The following is an 18,102-nucleotide window of genomic DNA, read 5'->3' on the forward strand; positions in this document are numbered from 1 at the left end:
TAACAGTGAATAATGAATTCAATGCTTGACGAAAAGATCTATTTATATCAAACCGGATTGTCCCTGCTCTAACAACGCGCTCCACCCTTCTCTCAAAAAAATTAAAAAACTTTAAAAGGTTTTAAAAGCACGGTCGTCATTACCTTTATAAAACCTACAAAGTTGGAAATCGTAGCAATGCCCCAGGATAAAAACAGCCACATCATACAAACAATAGCATCGTATGGTAAAAGCTTGTTGGGTTTTATCCGCAAGCGGGTAAAGAACGATGCCGATGCCGAAGACATTCTGCAGGATGTTTGGTACCAGTTCAGCAATGTGGTTGATACCAGTACAATTGAACAGACCGGTGCATGGCTTTATCGCGTAGCACGCAACAAGATACTTGATAAGCATAAAAAACATAAAGAAAGCTTGTTAGATGATCTTTCGCCTGCCGGTGATGAAGATGGTGATGACCCCGACTTTGCCGGGATACTTATGCAGGAGGCCACAACTCCCGAGACCGAATACATCCGCAACCTTTTTTGGGAACGACTTTTTGCCGCTCTTGATGAGCTGCCTGAGAACCAGCGCCAGGTTTTTGTATGGCACGAGCTGGATGATACCCCGTATGAAGAAATTGCCAAACGCACAGGTGAGAATGTGAACACCCTGGTATCACGTAAACGCTATGCGGTACTGCACCTGCGTAACAGGTTAAAACAATTGTACAAAGAGATAACAGAATATTAAAGACATAAAGAGAATCATGAACAGAAAATTAAAATTCATACTGATGCCGTTTTGCTTCGCCGGGATACTGGCTCTGGTAAGCCTGGCAGTAATGTTACTGTGGAACGGTTTATTGCCAGATATACTACACGTTGGCCCAATAAATTACTGGCAGGCCATGGGCATTTTTGTACTGAGTAAGATATTATTTGGTTTTGGAGGCCCGCGGGGTGGCGGTGCGCCATGGATGCGTAAAAAACGCATGATGGAAGAAAAATTCAGGAACATGAGCCCGGAAGAGCGCGCCCGCTTTAAAGAGCAATGGCAAGACCGTTGCGGATGGGGCAAACGCCGCGGCGACTGGATGAAGGATTTCAAAGACCCGGTTACACAGCCTGCCTACGAGCAAAAAGCAGAGTAGATCCCAAAAAGTCATGCTGCCCGCCAGATGACAGACAGCATGACTTTTTGAAAATATATGCCTCTATAAAACATAAAACACCATGGATGTACTGATATTTAAAACAAGTGTAGCCAGCCAGCAGGATGCAGGCAGGGTACAACTGATGCTTTCGGCCATGAAAGATATTAAGCAATACAATTTTGACCTGGAGGACTGCGATAACATATTACGGGTAGTGAGTTACGGATTGGAAGCGCAAACCATTAGCCATGCCCTGCACGTAGCCGGCTTTATGTGCGAGGAGTTGCCGTATTGAGTTGGCAGTTCTTAGTTTGCAGTAAGCAGTTAAATGTGACTTAGTCAAGTTTGCCTTGGAGAATTCACTGCAAACTGCACACTGGCTACTGCCAACTAATCTTATATTTATCCATGCAAATTTTCCACGCATTGCAGGCCTGGTGGCAGCATCAAACCCTTCTTGAAGTTATAGCCGTTATAACAGGCTTGTTTTGCGTGTATCTCGCTGCTAAAAATAACATCTGGAACTGGCCTTTTGCCATCGTAAGCGTATCGCTTTACATATTTATCTTTTTTGAGGCCCGGTTGTATGCTGATATGGGCCTGCAATTCTATTTCCTGGCAATGAATATCTACGGCTGGTGGTTCTGGAGCCATTCGCCTGCAGAAAGTAAAGTGCCGATAAAGAGAATTGCCAATCGTGAGACCGGGCTGGCAATCGCTGCTATTGTAGTAACTACCTTTGTTTTAGGTTCGCTTTTAAAATATACACCGGCATCGTATCCTTATTTAGATAGCTTTTTAGCAGCCTGTAGTTTGGTGGCACAGGTATTCCTGGCGCGTAAAGTTTTAGAGAACTGGCTAATATGGGTTTTTGTTGATATCATATACGTAGGTGTTTATATTTTTAAAGATCTGCATCTCACTGCCGTTATGTATGCCGTTTATACGGTTATCGCAGCCATGGGCTACTTTGACTGGCGTAAGGATTGGAAAGTGCAGCTACCTAAAAAAAAATTAACGACATTAAACATTATCAAAATAGCAGTAGTAGGTCCGGAGTCGACAGGTAAATCAACCATGTCGGCCTTTTTGGCTAAGCATTACCAAACCGTTTGGGTGCCCGAGTACGCCCGTGGCTACTGCGAAAAACTGACCGAGCCGCCAACCTGGCAGGATGAGATAAATATGTTCTACGGCCAGTTGGCCCTTGAAGAAGAAATGGAGCAGCAGGCCAACAAACTGCTTATCTGCGATACAACCTTTATGACGGTAAAAATATGGAGCGACCAGATGTTTGGCTCATCTCCTCAGGAAGTTCTGGATGAGCTACCTAAACATCCGTATGATCTTTACCTCCTTTTAAACATCGACCTTCCGTGGGAAGATGACCCACTTCGTGATTTTCCCGATATGCGCGAACATTTTATGAGCGTATGGCACAAAGAACTTAAAGCTCTTAACGCTAATTACACCGTAATATCAGGCACCGGGCCCGAGCGGTATGAGAGAGCGGTGGCGGCGATAGATAGTTATCTGAATCAGAATTTACAAGATTAGAGAATTTTTCTCGCCACATAGCAATTACTGGATTAAAGAGATTTTACAGGCATTTTGTCTATTTTAAAATTCTGTAAATTCTGATTTCAACACTTTTTTTCACTCTCTGTGCAACGTTGTTGAATACCCCGCGTCATTTAAACTGAAACCTGTCAACAATTTTGGAAGCCGTATACGTAGATAAACATTACAATCTGGTAGTTGAGTGTAAGCAAGGCAGTAAAAAAGCCTGCTATGAGCTTTACCGGCTGTATGCTAAGGCAATGCTGAACGTTGCCCTTAGAATTACAGGCAATATCGGCGAAGCCGAAGATGTGCTGCAGGAATCTTTCACGGATGCTTTTAACAAGCTGAAGGATTTTAGACAGGATACCACTTTTGGCCTTTGGCTTAAACAGATCGTAGTGAACCGCTCTATCAACCTTTTGCGCAAACGGCGGTTAGAGCTTGTGGAAATAGAAGACGGCCACCTGGATAATGTGCCTGACGAAGAACCATGGGATGACGAGGATGTACAATATCAGGTAGCGCAAATAAAAGAAGCCATGAAGGAATTGCCTGAAGGCTATAGAGTAGTGCTATCCTTATACCTGTTAGAAGGATACGACCACGAAGAAATAGGTCAAATTTTAAACATTAGCGAAAACACATCCCGCACACAGTTTTTGAGAGCAAAGCGAAAACTGAGCGAGATATTGATGAAGAAAGGAATAACGAGATGAGCAAGCGTTTGGAAGATTTTATTAGCCAGAACCGGGAACAATTTGATGACCTGGAACCACGTGCCGATATATGGGCAAACATTGCAAAGGAGCTTGATACCTTTGACGAGCAACATGCGCAACTACCTAAAAAAAAGGAAGCAAAAACCTTTTCGTTAAGCTTTGTGCTAAAAGTTGCGGCATCGGTTATCGTAGTAATGGGCTTAGGCTTTGCGGTGTATCTTAAAACCTTAAAAACCAACAACAACGGTGTTGATCTTGCAGACATCAATCCATCTTATGCCAAACAGCAGGTACACTTGGTATCGGTTATTGAAACACAGAAAAACGAGTTAAAGCAGATCGCCAAGTTTGACCCTCAGCTATACCAGGAGTTCAACGGCGAGATCACGAGGATGCAATCCATCTATAAAAAATTAAATGCTGAGTTAGCAACATCACCCAACCAGGAACGTGTGTTACGTGCAATGATCCGGAACTTGCAAATACAAACGGAAGTGCTTAACCAGCAGCTAAGTGTAATTCAACAGTTTAACGACAGTAAGAACGAACAACATGAAAAAAGTATTTAATATAGCCTTTATAGCAATCATTGTTGTATTGGCTGCAGGTTCCGGCGTGCTTGCACAAATAAGCCCACCATTGCCACCGCTTCCGCCAGAAAATTATAAGCTGGACAAAAACTTCGACACGGAAGGTTTTAACAAAAGCATGGCAAAGCTTGATGCAAAAATGGCCGACCTGAGCAAAAAAATGGCAAAGCTATCTACCGATCAAACAAGGAAGATGAGCCTTTCCATGAAAAACTTTAGCAGAAAGTTTAAAGCTGATTTTAAGGATTTCGGTAAAGATTTTTCAGGCAGCTTTAACGATCTTATTCCGCAGGGAAACCTCGATTTTAATGGCAGTAATTTATCCGATGAGGAATACCGCCAAAAAGTAGCCAGCGGCGAGATCAAAGAAAAAACAAAGGTGTACAGCAAAACCTACCCAGCAGATGCAAACGATATACTGCAGATCAGCAATCGTTTTGGTAAGATTAAAGTTAACACCTGGAACAAGAACGAATTTAAGGTTGACGTATCTATGAAATTCGCATCAGAAGATGCAAGCCTGGTTGATGAGATGGCCGACGGGACTTCTATCATCGATAGCAAGGCTGGATCAGTAGTATCATTTCGTACCAAAACATGGAGTAACAAAGAAGGCAGAAACAATACCAGGCAAACCATGAACATAGATTATGTGATATATATGCCTGCAGGAAACGCCCTGGATATTGATAACAAGTTTGGCTCGGTAACCTTACCAAATCTAAGCGGAAAGGCTACTTTAAAAGTTCAATTTGGCTCATTGATAGCCCAACAACTTACCAATGCCCAAAATGATGTATCCATTAAATTTTCACAGGATAACCCTTCAACTATAGCTTTCTATAATGGCGAGCGTTTGAAAGTGGAGTTCAGCAAGTTTAAGGCAGGTACGATTGATAATAGTGCAGCATCTTTTAGCTTCTCTGATGTAAGCATCGATAAATTAAAAACATCTGCAGATATCAGCGTAAAATTTGGTGATGGCTTAAGCATTGGTGCTATTGATAAAACGATGAAAAACTTGAACATCAATGCATCAAATACAAAAATTAATCTCGATTTTGCCCAAGCCCTTAACTTTAATTTTGATGTGACTACCCGATTAGGCAGCTTTAACTTTGACGATGATAAAGTAAAAATTATCACCAAAACGCCGTCAGACGAAGATAAGGGCTGGTCGCAAACCAAAACCTACAAAGGCTATGTAGGTAAAAATAACAGCGGCCCCAATGTAGTGGTAAACGCAAGATTCGCGGAGATACAGTTTAAGTAAACTAAAGTCCTTCGGTCATGCTGAGGAACAAAGCATCTATCTGAATTTCTATAATTTAAAAGATTCTTCACTGCGTTAAAACTGGACAAATCTTTAAGCGAATTGTCCGTCTGAGCTTGTCGAAGACCTACCGCGTAATATGGTTAGACACGCTCGCAATGACATCCTTTAATAGAAAAATATCACACCCTTGCCAACAAAGGCAGGGGTTTTTCTATTTTAGTAGCAACAATAAACATCTGCATGGAAATATTTACCGACCCGGAGGCCTGGATCTCTCTTGTTACGCTTACATTTCTGGAAATTGTACTGGGTATAGATAACGTGATATTTATATCTATCCTGGCCGATAAGCTTCCTAAAGAACAACAAAATAAAGGGCGCAGACTGGGTTTGGCCATGGCCATGATAACCCGCGTGCTATTACTATTTGGTATAAGTTGGGTAATGAAACTTACTGCACCATTATTTAACCTGTCAGGCATAGTGGGCATAACCAATGCAGAATGGGTAGAAAAGCTCGCTATTTCCGGAAGAGACTTGATCCTTATAGTAGGTGGTTTATTCCTTATTTATAAAAGCACAGCCGAGATCCATCACAAAATCGAGGGCGATGAAGAGAGCGGCGATAACGTTAAAGCGCATTCTTTTTGGGGAACAATTGTGCAGATCATGCTGCTGGATATCGTTTTCTCCCTCGATTCTGTAATTACTGCTGTTGGTATGGCGCAGCACATAGAGATAATGGTAGCTGCAGTGGTTATTGCTGTTGGCATTATGATGTGGTCATCTGCAGGTGTGGCCAACTTTGTGAACAAGCATCCAACGGTAAAAATGCTGGCCTTATCATTCCTGTTATTAATAGGCGTTTCGCTTTTAGCCGAAGCATTTGAGCAACACATCCCTAAAGGCTACATCTATTTTGCTATGGCGTTCTCCGTATTGGTAGAGATGCTGAACCTGAAGATGAAATCGAAAAACGCAAAAGGCAGCAAACTTAAAAAACCAGCAACTAAATAATTACCAAACGCGGCAAAGCAGTCCTTTGAGGTATTCACCCTCCGGGAATGATGCCCTTACAGGGTGGTCTTCAGGCTGGTTAAACTGGTAGATAAATTGTACTTGCTTACCTGCATCTAACGCAGCCCAGGCAAGCACTTGTTTAAAGGTTTCCATATCCATAGCGCCCGAGCAGGAGAAAGTGGCAAGTAAACCGCCACTGTTTAGTAATTGCATGCCGATTCGGTTAAGATCTTTATAAGCCCGAGATGCCCTATCAAGCGCGGAGCGCGATGGTGCATATTTAGGTGGATCGAGCACGATGATATCAAATTTTGCTTCCTCGTCCCTGAATTTGCGCAATTGCGCGTTCACATCAGATTTGATTGCGGTATGCTTTTCGCTCTCAAAATTATTTAAGCGAATATTTTCCTGCAGGGTCTCTATCGCCAATGCGGAACTATCCACACTGGTAACTGATTTAGCGCCGTTGTGAAAAGCATTCAAGCTAAAGCCGCCGGTATAGCAAAAGCAATCTAACACGTTTTTGCCTTTAGCATAGTGTGCCAATATACGGCGGTTGTCGCGCTGGTCGCAGTAGAAGCCGGATTTTTGGCCTTCGGCGATGTTAATACCATAGGTAATGCCGTTCTCTTTCACCATCACCAACTCCGGTGGATTGGTGCCCGCTAATAAAACGTTTGAAGTTTCCAAACCTTCATGTGCCCGGGACGTGGCGTCGCTCTTATCAAAAATACTGGTTGGCTTTAACAGATTGTTCAGTTCATCTATAATTACCGGCATCACATTCTGGATGCCTGAGGTAAGCACCTGCACAGCTAAATGGTCGGCGTATTTATCAACAATAAGACCAGGTAGGTAATCTGATTCGCTGAAGATCAAACGGCAAGTATCTGTTTGCCAATCTGACAAAACATCAGCACGACCTGCAACAGCCATTCTTACTTTCTGGCGAAACCATTCATCGTTAATATCTACATTCTCATCCCACTCCAGCAAACGAACTGCAACGCGAGATTGATCGTTATAAAAACCATAAGCAAGAAAAGCTTTTTTACCATCAAGCAAGCGTATAACTTCGCCGTTAACGGGTTTGCCTTTTACATGCTCAATAGCACCCGAAAATACCCATGGGTGCCTTTGTAAAACAGCTTTCTCTTTGCCTTTCTTTAATACAACGTCAATCATGCGGCAAAGGTAATAATATCAAAGGGCATTATCAGCCATTGCCCGGCATAGGGGTTACCTGCAAAGCCTTTGCAACTGCAACAATATTGTTGGCAGCAGCTTTAGCGACCTCTATCGACCAATCTTTGCGGTAATCACTTTCCAGGTATTTGCCACCTGGGCCGGGGCCATTGTTCCAATAAGTGTATGATTGCGGCGCAATGGTAAAACCAACATCCATCAATGCCCCGGCAATTTCTGTTACCACATGCCTTGCACCATCTTCTTCTCCGGTTACTACAAAGCCGGCTACTTTGTTAAAGGTTACCGGCCGGCCCTGCTCGTCCTTGGCGGGGTAAAGTCCGTTCATACGCTCAAGCACCTTAAGCGCCATGCTCGACATGGTGCCTACCCATGTTGGCGTAGCAAATATCAATATCTCCGAATCCAGCAATTCTTTAAGAATAACAGGCCACCCATCGCCCTCACCCATGTCTGATTTTGTACCGACGGCAATGTTATGATCTGCTACGCGAATGATTTTTGTACTCACGCCCAGGCGTTGCATTTCGGCAACAACTTCGTTGGCCAAAGCCTCGGTGTTAGAAACCTCCGGTGATCTTTTTAGTGTGCAGTTGAGCACCAATGCTTTCATTAGTCTTGCGTTATTGGTTGGTGGTGTTCATGGCAGGCCTCGGCACACTCGCGGCAAGCAGCGGCGCAACGCTGGCAATGTTCGTGGTCATGCATACCACATTCTTCTGCACACATGCGGCATATTTCTTCGCAAAGTACCAGGTATTGATGTGCTATTTCAGAACGGCGCTCTAAAAGCCTTGCCGCTTGTGAACATATATCGGCACAATCTCTATCAAGGCTGATGCAGCGTACCATAGGTTTTACTTCCTGCTCATTTAAACAAGCGGTAGCACAATTTTCGCAAGCTTCAACGCAAGCTAACAGCTTTTTTATCAGGGCGGTGTGATCATGATTTTCCATAGTATATTCCTTTAATGATATTATAGGAATATACCCTTGATTAAAAATGTTTCGATTAATTAAAAATGCACTAAAACAAAAAAGCGGAGGTTATCGAGACCTCCGCTTTTTATGAAGCTAATGTTCAGAAATATTATTGTTGGTTATCGTCACCCTGATCTTCTTCGGTTGACAGGCCAACAACTTTGTAAACCTTTTTATTGTTCTCATCGCGTTGCTCCTGGAAATAAGTACCATCAGGAGAAACCCACAGTTTTTCGCCGTTTACCTTTATTTTGCGGCTATCCTCTGGTAATGAAGTGATAATGTCACCTACCTGGTAAGACTGGTAGTCGCCTTGGTCACCGCCACCATTGCTGGTTTCCAGTTGGCCGTCTTTACCGGCAACTTCGTAAGTTACAGTACCGTCATCTTTAGTCACTGCGCGGTAGTATACACCGTTAGATTCGTAGAACTGCTCGCCATTGATGGTGATAGGCTCTGCTTTTGATGGTAGTGATTTTACTTCAGCACCTACCGGTGGCTCTACCACTGTGTATTGGTTATCGTTATATTGATAGTACAAACCATCAGCATAATAATACTGGTAATTGTTCCACCAGAAAGGATAATAACCAAATGGTAATACACCTATGCTAAAACCAATACGTGGTAAATAGTAAGAATTGTAGTAACCGCGGTAGTTATAAAAACCATAACCAAAGTAACGTGGGCCATAATAGTTACTGCGGTAGCCGTATCCATAAGGACGGCCATAGCCATAACCGTAACGGCCACCGTAGTAACCGCGTGAGTATGAACCACGTGAATTTACACCCATTGAAGGGCGACCTGCGTAATTACCACGGTTGCTAAAACCGTAGCTGCTTCTGCCTTGTACCGCGCCACCCATCTGCGGGCGGGTACCACCGAAGCTACCCCGGTTAGGAGCTGCCCCCATTGAAGGACGGCTAAAAGAACCTTGCGGGCGAGACATCCCCATTGATGGCCTGCTAAAGCCACCGCCCGAAGGGCGACTGAAGCCGCCGCCACCACCGCCGCCGCCAAATGATCCACGACCGCCTCCACTAAATCCACCACCGCCGCCGCCGCGAGCGCCACGCTGAGCGTTTGCGTCTAAGCCTAAGCCAAGGAACATCATTCCGCTTAAGGCTATTGTTAATAATTTTTTATATGCTGTTCTCATCTTAAATTAATAAAAGCACCAGCGCCCTTACGCTAATGTTACTATTTGACTAAACAAGGCACTAACGGTTTAATGCCATTTAAATTATTTTTACACAAAAAGTAAGCCGATATTTTATTCGATCTCTTCGGAAATAAAAACAAATGGATCTTCAAACTCCAAACTGAAAAACCCATCATGGTTGGTAAGGTAAGACCAGCTTGATCGCAAGCTTAACCCACTGATTTTCAAACTTGAAGATATGGATAATATTTCGACAATTTCGTTACCCGGTTTCCATTTTTTAAAGCCGTTTGTTACCGGGTATATTTTGCGGTTACCACTATATAATACAATGTTGATCTTGCTGACGTAGGGTTCAAAATCAGTTAGTATGAGATCGCTTGCAATTACGTTAATTGATGGATAGCTATTATTGATAAGATATGTTAGCGTTGCAGCTACCGGCGTTTGTGATGCAGGCGGTATAATTTTTACGTCTGATTGCGCAAAAGGTGAGGCTTCATTAGTAATAATAACATCTACTTTTATTTCATAGATAGCCAGCTGTTCGGCAACCTCAGCAACAGCAATAACAGTTGGGCTCCACTCTAATAATTGGCCTAAAAGTTCGTGCGAAAAATTATCAAGGCTTAGTATAAGCAAAGCCGGCTCCTGTTTTTCGCGAACAATGTGATGTGATGACATATTATACCTCAATAACCCTTTTGGCAAAGGTATGTTAAATTAATAGCTTTGATTAAATGGCACAGGAACATGGGAAACAACAACGCAAGATCATCCATATAGATATGGATGCATTTTACGCGTCTGTTGAACAACGCGACTTTCCCGAATACCGCGGTAAACCGCTTGTGGTAGGCGGCCTGCCCGAAGGCCGCGGCGGCGTGGTAGCAACAGCAAGCTACGAAGCACGCAAATTTGGCGTACGATCGGCCATGCCCTCAAAACAAGCTTTAAAGCTTTGTCCGCATGCGCTGTTTGTAAGGCCTCGGTTTGCTGCATACAAAGAAGTATCGCAAAAGATCCGCGAGATATTTAGCAGGTATACGGATCTGATAGAACCCCTTTCGCTTGACGAAGCCTATCTGGATGTTACAGCAGATAAGCTGAACATAGGCTCGGCCATTGAAGTTGCGCAGCAAATAAAGCAGGCTATAAAAGATGAATTGCAGCTAACCGCCTCTGCAGGGGTATCTGTCAATAAATTTGTTGCAAAAATAGCATCAGACCTAAAAAAACCCGATGGACTTACTTTCATAGGACCATCATCCATCGAAAAATTTATCGAAAACCTGCCGGTTGATAAATTTTACGGTGTGGGCAAAGTAACTGCAGATAAAATGAAAAAGCAGGGTTTATTTACAGGTGCCGATCTGAAAGCGCTGAGCAAAGAAGATATGGTTAGCCGTTTTGGTAAAGCAGGCGGCTTTTACTATGACATTGTTCGGGGCGTAGATGACCGCCCCGTGCAGCCGCATCGCGAGACCAAATCTGTTGGGGCCGAAGATACTTTTCCTTACGACCTGACAACGGCAGAAGAAATGTACGCTGAACTGGAAAAGATCGCGAAAACTGTGAACGAGCGACTGTTGCGGTATCAGTTAAAAGGACGTACAGTAACACTTAAAATAAAATACAGTGATTTTAAACAGATAACACGCAGTCAATCTTTTACTGAAGGTGATAATGATACCAATTTCATTGCCGATACTGCAAAACGTTTGCTCGACGCCACCGATCTGGAAAATTCCAGCGTTAGATTGCTTGGAATAACGCTTTCTAATTTTTATCCGCCGGAAATCCGTACGAAAACTTCCTCAGAACAGTTAGATCTCTTCGATCAGCAGATTTAATACTCCTAATCTTCTGTTTTCTTTTAAAACATTTGTTTTTAGTAGACTTTTACTTGCTTAAAAAACGCTTAAAAATCGATTATTTTCATAAATGTGATATTTTTTGAAATAAAATTTCAAAAAAAAGTGTTTTTTATTGACAATATTATTTTAAAGTCGTTATTTTAGCTAAATAAACAATAAGACAAATAAATTTTCTCGATGCTCTAAAGGTTTAACAGAAGAATACTTCTATTTAAAGTCAGATTCCAACTGATTTTAATTAAACATTGAGAATATTATGGAAATATGAGCCCTGAATTGGTTGTTGAAGGGGACAAATATTGTTTTATTGAATACACATTGCGTTTTAAAATGTAAATACAGGCCGATATTGTGGCCAAAAAATATTTTACCCTGATTTTACTGACTAACTAACTATTAATTAACTGATCAATTAACTAAACTTTCACTTAAACTAACGAAATGAAAAAAATTGTACCCTTTCTCATTCTTGTTATCGTGGTGGTGCTTGCCCTGGTTTATCCGGGCGCTACTGTTGCAGCAAAGCCTGCTACCACTTACAACGGTGCGGATATAGCATGGATGCTTATCTCAACCGCGCTGGTATTATTAATGACGCCCGGCCTCGCCTTCTTCTATGGCGGTATGGTGCGTAAAAAGAACGTAATATCAACCATGCTTCAAAGCTTTGTATGTATGGGCCTCATTACTATTATTTGGGTAGTATTTGGTTTCAGCATGGCCTTTGGCGATGATATTGGCGGTGGCTTTTTGGGCAATCCCAAAACATTTTTCATGATGCAGAATACCCTGGGCGTTGCTTGGCTTGGCGGTACAATTCCGGTAATACTTTTTGCAATGTTCCAGCTTAAGTTTGCGGTTATCACCCCGGCTTTGATCACCGGCGCATTTGCAGAACGTATCCGTTTCAATTCTTATCTTATTTTCATTACACTGTTCATAGTAGTGGTATACATTCCTCTTGCACACGCTACATGGCACCCTGATGGTTTCTTCTTTAAAATGGGAGTGCTTGACTTTGCCGGTGGTACCGTTGTACACATGTCTGCAGGTTGGGCTGCCCTGGCTTCGGCTCTTTATCTTAAAAAACGTAACGAGGTACCGGAGTCGCATACCCCTGCGCGTATCAGCTACGTAATATTAGGTACCGGTTTACTATGGTTCGGCTGGTTTGGCTTTAACGCAGGTTCTGCGTTGGCATCAGGCGAATTAGCGGCAACAGCTCTGGCTACTACCACAACAGCCTCAGCAGCTGCGGCAATGTCATGGATCTTCTTCGACATACTGAGAGGTAAAAAACCATCTGCAATGGGTGCCTGTATTGGCGCAGTTGTAGGTTTAGTTGCTGTAACCCCTGCTGCCGGTTATATCACCGTATCAAGTTCGCTTGTAGTAGGTATTGTAGCTGCAGTAGTAAGTAATCTGGTAGTGATCTGGAGAAGCAAAACCAACATTGATGATACGCTTGACGTATTCCCTTGCCACGGTGTAGGTGGCATGGTAGGGATGCTGTTAACAGGTGTTTTTGCTACAAAGAGCGTTAACGCTGCTGGTGCGAATGGCTTGTTTTACGGTGAAACCGGATTGTTTGTAAAACACCTTATTGCACTGGTTGCGGTTTCTGCATTTGCCTTTATAGGTGCATTCATCCTGTTAAAAGTTACCGACCTGATAAGCCCTCTACGTGTTACACCTGAGGATGAGCTTGCCGGTTTGGACGTTTCACAGCACGACGAAGAATTATAGTATTCAAACCTCAACTATCATACACTAAACTAACTAACTGGAAAGGGGCTTCGGCCCCTTTTTTTGTTTTTTGGCTTGCAGGCTCCAATTGTAACCATAGCTTTGTTTTATGACAGCATGCAACAACCTAAAACTCCCTCTCATTTTAATTGCTCTACTGCTATTAAGCCCCCACATTGTTAGCGCGCAGATAAAGAACTTTGATAATAAAGGAAGGCAGATTGTGCGTTACAGCACAGCCGGAGACGCTGTTGACGCGCACGATGGTGAAATTGCGCAGTTCAACGGTGTTTATTATTTATATGGCACCAGTTACGATTGTGGCTTTGAGTGGGGCAACAAGGGAGCTCCGTTTTGCGGATTTAAGGTTTACTCCTCAAAAGACCTGAACAATTGGACCGATCGCGGATACTTGTTTGACGCCAAAACAAAAATCTGGCAAACACGCTGCGATGGTAAAACTTACGGATGCTTTAGGCCACATGTTATTTATAACAAGCTTACTAAACTTTATGTGCTTTGGATAAACGTTTATGATAATGTAGTTGGATACAGGGTGTTCACATCCAGGTCGCCGGTTGGGCCTTTTACCGAGGTGGCCGAACCTATACTTGCCGTGAATGGCGATATGCCTGCTGCCGGCCTTAACAATGGCGACCACGATACCTTTGTTGACGATGACGGGATAGCATACTTAGCTTATACCGACTGGCGAACAAAGGGCACAATCGTGATCGAAAAATTAAGCGCAGATTACCTCACCGGTACAGGCGAGCATGTTAAAGCGGTTACCAGTGGCGAAACGGAAGCGCCGGGTTTGTTTAAACGCAATGGCAGGTATTACGTAACTTACTCTGACCCAAACTGTGGTTACTGCTCCGGCACAGGAACGTCTTATAAAACCGCGATGTCTCCGCTGGGCCCATGGTCTGAGGGCAAGCGGATCAGCGACAATTCATGCGGAGGGCAGCCTTCATTTGTGTCAACAATAAAAATAAATTCGCAAGCAGTATATCTCTATGGAAGTGACCTATGGAATAATGCAGCTAAAAATGAGGCCCTTGCAAATTACTACTGGGCTCCCTTAACTTTCGCGGCAGACGGTTCTATCAATCCTTTAAAATGTTATGAAACCTACCGCCTGCCTAAGGCTATACCGCAATCAGCCGCAGGCTCGGCTACAAAAAACTTTCTATCAAAATGTGATATAGCTGCTGACTTGCAACGTTCACAATCTTTTGTTGCAGGCAAAACAGGTAAACTATCTCGTTTAAGCATTACTGCTTTTAAAACCGGAAGCACGGATCAAAACCTTGAAACAGCTATTTACGTTGCTGATGAAAACGGGCTGCCGCAAGGCAAACCTCTCTATAAAAGCAATATCGATGCTAAGAACATAGGTTGGTCTGCAAAGAATGTTTATCTAAAGCCTTCGCTGTCGGTACATAAAGGACATCGTTATGCTATCGTTTTACATTCAAACACAACAACGGGTTGCTATGGTGTTGCCTTAAGAGATGAAGTGAATTCTAATGATGGCGTCGCTTCTAAAAGCAATAACGGCGGGCAATCTTTTAAGCCCGATGGAAAAGTATTGAAATTTAAGGCTATTGTAAATTAGAGCCCGCCCGGCAACAATTATTCTCTTCAGTTGTAATTTGTAAAAGGCCCAACAATGAACGATCAGGAATTTAGAGAATTACACCAGCCATTGCACGTACCGGCGCATTACGACGCTTCGGCGGCGCTTAAAGAAAATCTGGCTTATGCCTTAGCTGATCTTGGCGAAGGTACAGCAGATGAAGTGATAGCGCACTTGCACGAGCTATCCGGCGGAGATGATATTGAACGCGAACATGCTTGTGAACTGTTGGAGCTTTGGTACAAGAACGGCATGGTTACCGTTAACGAAGAAACTAAGCCACGCAAATACAACCTGCATAAAATAACCCAGGCCAACAGCGGCAGTGTTAACCCGAGGCTGATAGAGCCCGGGGTGGATTAATTCATGCTTTTTTCGATCGCAAATATATTAGAATTGCAATCCACAGTTTACAGAGCAATCTGCAAATTGAGGATCGCAGCATTTAAATATGCTCTATCGCAACAACATGATTGATTTACCCTGCTTTAAACGCATTCCAACCCTGTGCTTTCAGCTCATGCACATTTCCTGATTTAGTAATAAGCGTATAGCCCTCATTTGGCTCGGTAATGTAACCTATGATGGAGAAATCCATCTTGTGTTTTATCTTGTCGTAATCGGCTTGCTTAACTGTGAAAAGCAGCTCATAGTCTTCGCCACCGCTTAAGGCACACACTGTTGGGTCGAGGCCAAATTCGCGGGCGGTTTCGTAGGTCATCGGGTCAATAGGGATCTTTTCTTCATACAGTTTAGCGCCCTTATTGCTTTGTTTACAGATATGCAGAACTTCTGATGCCAAACCGTCTGATACATCTATCATGGAAGTAGGTTTAACGCCAAGTTCCTGTAGCAGGTCTATGATATCTTTACGCGCTTCGGGTTTCAATTGGCGTTCAACAATATAATCCTTACCCTCCAGATCAGGCTGAATATTGGGATTCTCCATATAAACCAATTTTTCACGCTCTAATAACTGCAAACCGATATAAGCCCCTCCAAGATCTCCGGATACGCAGATCAGGTCGCCCGTTTCAGCGGTGTTACGGTAAACCACATCGTTCTCATCAGCATAGCCTAAAGACGTTACGCTTATCACCAAGCCCTGGCGCGATGCGGATGTATCGCCCCCAACCAGGTCAACATTGTAGTTTCCGCAAGCAAGATAAATGCCTTCGTAAAGTTCTTCAATTGCTTCTAACGGGAATTTACTGCTCATACCTATGGATACAGTGACTTGGGTGGCCGTACCGTTCATGGCGTAAATATCGCTCAGGTTTACCTGGATGGCCTTATACCCCAAATGTTTAAGAGGAGTATATGCAAGATCAAAATGTATGTTTTCTAACAGCAGATCTGTAGACACAAGGGTGCGTTTGCCTTCGTAGTTTAGTACGGCGGCATCATCGCCGATGCCCTTTACCGTACTTTTTTGTACCAGTTTTATATTTTTTGTGAGATGGCTGATCAGGCCAAATTCACCTACTGATTCCAGATTGGTTTTCTCTTCGTTCTCGAACATATTGTATATGATTTCAGCGATTGGTCTGCAAAAATACGCAAAGCTTATTACAATTGATCACTTAATAGCTTAAGCTACTTTGGCTTGGTTTCAATTGTAAAATTTACCGTACATAAAGTTATTTAACATAGGATTAACAAAACCATCATAGCTTTGCTCTGGAAAATACATTTATATGAAATTTAGAAAATTACTCATCGTCTATCTATCTGTTCTGGTGGTTGTTGCGGGCTGTAGAAAAGACATTACACAACAACCAATCAACCCCGGCAATGGTACCGAAACACCGCAGCCCCCTAAACCCTACAAAGTAACAGAAGATTTTGAAACCGGGTCTAAAACAGCCTATGCAGCAGCAGACGTACAGTTAACCACCGGCGTGTGGACTTTTAATGATGCTCTTTTGGGTGCCCTTGCGGCTGATGCAAAGAACGGTTCAAAATCAGTAAGGCTAAGAACCGGTGACATTACCATGAAATTTGATATAAGCAACTTACAGCAGATAAAAATAAGCCACGCTAAATATGGTACGGATGCAAATTCTACCTGGCAGCTAATGATCTCTGACGATGGCGGCGCTACATTTAAACAAGTGGGCTCAGACATATCGGAAACCAGCACTACTCTTGTGGCCGACTCATTTAAGGTAAACACTACCAAACCTGTAAGGTTCCGTATACAAAAAACGGGCACAACCCGCATCAATATAGATGATATCGTATTTACCGGCACCGGTGATTCTGGCATTATCATAAGCACTGACCCGGGCACAGGCGACGGAGATAATGGCGCAGGCACAGGTTCTGCAGCACCTGAACGCGGGGTAACCGCAGGCAGCGATGCACAGCCAGCATCCGGAGATAACAGCAACCTATTGTTTGGCAATCCTTCAAACGCGCAAACATCTGTAACTGTTGCTGATAATTATCTGATAGATCAGAGTTACTACGTAGAATCGTACAGCGCTATGCGTGGCACACCTAATTGGGTAAGCTGGCATATTGATGCTAATACCATCAATAACACCGCTCCGCGATCAGACAATTTTGCGGGTTTTATAGGTTTGCCATCAACGTTTTATCACGTTGAAAGTAATAGTTACCAAAGTTCTGGTTTCGACAGGGGGCATAATTGTCCGTCGGCAGATAGGACCAGCTCTGCTAACGCTAATGCTGCCACCTTCCTGATGACTAACATGATACCTCAGGCACCAAATAACAACCAGCAGACATGGGCCAATATGGAAAATTACCTGCGCGACCAGGTGAAGGCAGGTAATGAGGTGTACGTTATCATGGGCAGCTACGGCATGGGCGGTACAGGTTCAAATGGAACATTCAATAAGATCAATGGTGATAAGATAACCGTACCAAGTAATGTTTGGAAGGTGGCGGTAATTATCCCAACAGGAGATAATGATGTTAATCGTGTTACTACCTCAACCCGTGTTATCGCCGTGAACACGCCAAACATTAATACCATCAACACCGACTGGAAGCAGTACCGTGTAACCGTTAGGGCCATTGAGCAGGCAACCGGTTACAACCTGTTATCGGCACTGCCGCAAAGCGTGCAGGATGCTGTAGAAACTAAAACGGATAATTTATAGGCCTTTTATTCTTCATGTCATTTCGAACGAGGAACGAGGAGAAATCTT

General features: G+C 43.3%; 19 protein-coding genes. 13 read left to right on the forward strand and 6 right to left on the reverse strand.

Translation table 11 applies throughout. From position 1 onward, the window contains the following. The first annotated feature begins 162 nt into the window (after positions 1 to 162). From INP83_RS02900 to INP83_RS02935, 8 genes are all read left to right on the forward strand, one after another. Positions 163 to 735, forward strand: coding sequence for an RNA polymerase sigma factor (locus INP83_RS02900; protein ID WP_255563239.1), 573 nt, complete (start codon positions 163 to 165; stop codon positions 733 to 735). 16 nt (positions 736 to 751) lie between these two features. Continuing rightward, a complete protein-coding gene (locus INP83_RS02905) occupies positions 752 to 1,135 on the forward strand; it encodes a hypothetical protein (RefSeq protein WP_219126225.1) in 384 nt (127 codons plus the stop codon). 82 nt (positions 1,136 to 1,217) lie between these two features. Continuing rightward, entirely contained in the window at positions 1,218 to 1,433 is a 216-nt protein-coding gene (locus INP83_RS02910) for a hypothetical protein (RefSeq protein WP_219126226.1), read from the forward strand. Between the two features lie 113 nt (positions 1,434 to 1,546). Further along, positions 1,547 to 2,695 carry a nicotinamide riboside transporter PnuC gene (pnuC, locus tag INP83_RS21320; RefSeq protein WP_370630582.1) on the forward strand — a complete coding sequence of 383 codons (1,149 nt, stop codon included), beginning with the start codon at positions 1,547 to 1,549 and terminating at the stop codon, positions 2,693 to 2,695. 161 nt (positions 2,696 to 2,856) lie between these two features. After that, positions 2,857 to 3,417: an RNA polymerase sigma factor gene (locus INP83_RS02920; protein WP_219126227.1), complete on the forward strand. Its 561-nt coding sequence runs from the start codon at positions 2,857 to 2,859 to the stop codon at positions 3,415 to 3,417. After that, positions 3,414 to 3,989: a hypothetical protein gene (locus INP83_RS02925; RefSeq protein ID WP_219126228.1), complete on the forward strand. Its 576-nt coding sequence runs from the start codon at positions 3,414 to 3,416 to the stop codon at positions 3,987 to 3,989. The genes INP83_RS02920 and INP83_RS02925 overlap by 4 nt, the downstream gene beginning before the upstream one ends. After that, positions 3,973 to 5,283: a hypothetical protein gene (locus INP83_RS02930; RefSeq protein ID WP_219126229.1), complete on the forward strand. Its 1,311-nt coding sequence runs from the start codon at positions 3,973 to 3,975 to the stop codon at positions 5,281 to 5,283. The genes INP83_RS02925 and INP83_RS02930 overlap by 17 nt, the downstream gene beginning before the upstream one ends. Positions 5,284 to 5,526: 243 nt before the next feature. Then, positions 5,527 to 6,303, forward strand: a complete 777-nt coding sequence (locus INP83_RS02935) for a TerC family protein (RefSeq protein ID WP_146273157.1) — start codon at positions 5,527 to 5,529, stop codon at positions 6,301 to 6,303. On the opposite strand, the gene INP83_RS02940 is transcribed toward INP83_RS02935, so the two are convergent. The 5 genes from INP83_RS02940 to INP83_RS02960 all read right to left on the reverse strand — a co-directional run bounded on the left by INP83_RS02940 (position 6,304) and on the right by INP83_RS02960 (position 10,342). Further along, positions 6,304 to 7,491, reverse strand: a complete 1,188-nt coding sequence (locus INP83_RS02940; RefSeq protein ID WP_219126230.1) for a class I SAM-dependent rRNA methyltransferase — start codon at positions 7,489 to 7,491, stop codon at positions 6,304 to 6,306. 31 nt (positions 7,492 to 7,522) lie between these two features. Beyond that, a complete protein-coding gene (locus INP83_RS02945) occupies positions 7,523 to 8,125 on the reverse strand; it encodes a flavodoxin family protein (protein WP_219126231.1) in 603 nt (200 codons plus the stop codon). Then, the gene (locus tag INP83_RS02950; RefSeq protein ID WP_219126232.1) at positions 8,125 to 8,469 is read right to left on the reverse strand and encodes a four-helix bundle copper-binding protein; all 345 of its coding nucleotides are present in this window, start codon (positions 8,467 to 8,469) and stop codon (positions 8,125 to 8,127) included. The genes INP83_RS02945 and INP83_RS02950 overlap by 1 nt, the downstream gene beginning before the upstream one ends. Positions 8,470 to 8,602: 133 nt before the next feature. Next, a complete protein-coding gene (locus INP83_RS02955; protein WP_255563240.1) occupies positions 8,603 to 9,655 on the reverse strand; it encodes a DUF6515 family protein in 1,053 nt (350 codons plus the stop codon). A 114-nt stretch (positions 9,656 to 9,769) separates the two neighbouring features. Continuing rightward, complete coding sequence (locus INP83_RS02960; RefSeq protein ID WP_219126233.1) at positions 9,770 to 10,342, reverse strand: thiamine pyrophosphokinase; 573 nt, start codon at positions 10,340 to 10,342, stop codon at positions 9,770 to 9,772. Positions 10,343 to 10,398: 56 nt separating this feature from the next. On the opposite strand from INP83_RS02960, the gene dinB reads away from it, so the two are divergent. From dinB to INP83_RS02980, 4 genes are all read left to right on the forward strand, one after another. After that, positions 10,399 to 11,511, forward strand: a complete 1,113-nt coding sequence (gene dinB, locus INP83_RS02965; RefSeq protein WP_219126234.1) for a DNA polymerase IV — start codon at positions 10,399 to 10,401, stop codon at positions 11,509 to 11,511. A gap of 465 nt (positions 11,512 to 11,976) precedes the next feature. Continuing rightward, positions 11,977 to 13,281 carry an ammonium transporter gene (locus INP83_RS02970; protein ID WP_219126235.1) on the forward strand — a complete coding sequence of 435 codons (1,305 nt, stop codon included), beginning with the start codon at positions 11,977 to 11,979 and terminating at the stop codon, positions 13,279 to 13,281. Between the two features lie 223 nt (positions 13,282 to 13,504). After that, a complete protein-coding gene (locus tag INP83_RS02975; RefSeq protein ID WP_255563241.1) occupies positions 13,505 to 14,902 on the forward strand; it encodes a family 43 glycosylhydrolase in 1,398 nt (465 codons plus the stop codon). A 54-nt stretch (positions 14,903 to 14,956) separates the two neighbouring features. Then, positions 14,957 to 15,286, forward strand: coding sequence for a hypothetical protein (locus INP83_RS02980; protein WP_219126237.1), 330 nt, complete (start codon positions 14,957 to 14,959; stop codon positions 15,284 to 15,286). 115 nt (positions 15,287 to 15,401) lie between these two features. Here the strand turns inward: INP83_RS02980 and thiL are convergent, their stop codons facing one another. Continuing rightward, entirely contained in the window at positions 15,402 to 16,445 is a 1,044-nt protein-coding gene (gene thiL / locus INP83_RS02985) for a thiamine-phosphate kinase (protein ID WP_219126238.1), read from the reverse strand. A 175-nt stretch (positions 16,446 to 16,620) separates the two neighbouring features. Between thiL and INP83_RS02990 the strand changes: the two genes are divergently transcribed. Then, positions 16,621 to 18,054, forward strand: a complete 1,434-nt coding sequence (locus tag INP83_RS02990; RefSeq protein WP_219126239.1) for a DNA/RNA non-specific endonuclease — start codon at positions 16,621 to 16,623, stop codon at positions 18,052 to 18,054. The last annotated feature ends 48 nt before the right edge of the window (positions 18,055 to 18,102 follow it).

Origin of the sequence: Mucilaginibacter sp. 21P (genome assembly GCF_019331605.1) — a bacterium.
Taxonomy (GTDB): Bacteria; Bacteroidota; Bacteroidia; order Sphingobacteriales; family Sphingobacteriaceae; genus Mucilaginibacter; species Mucilaginibacter achroorhodeus.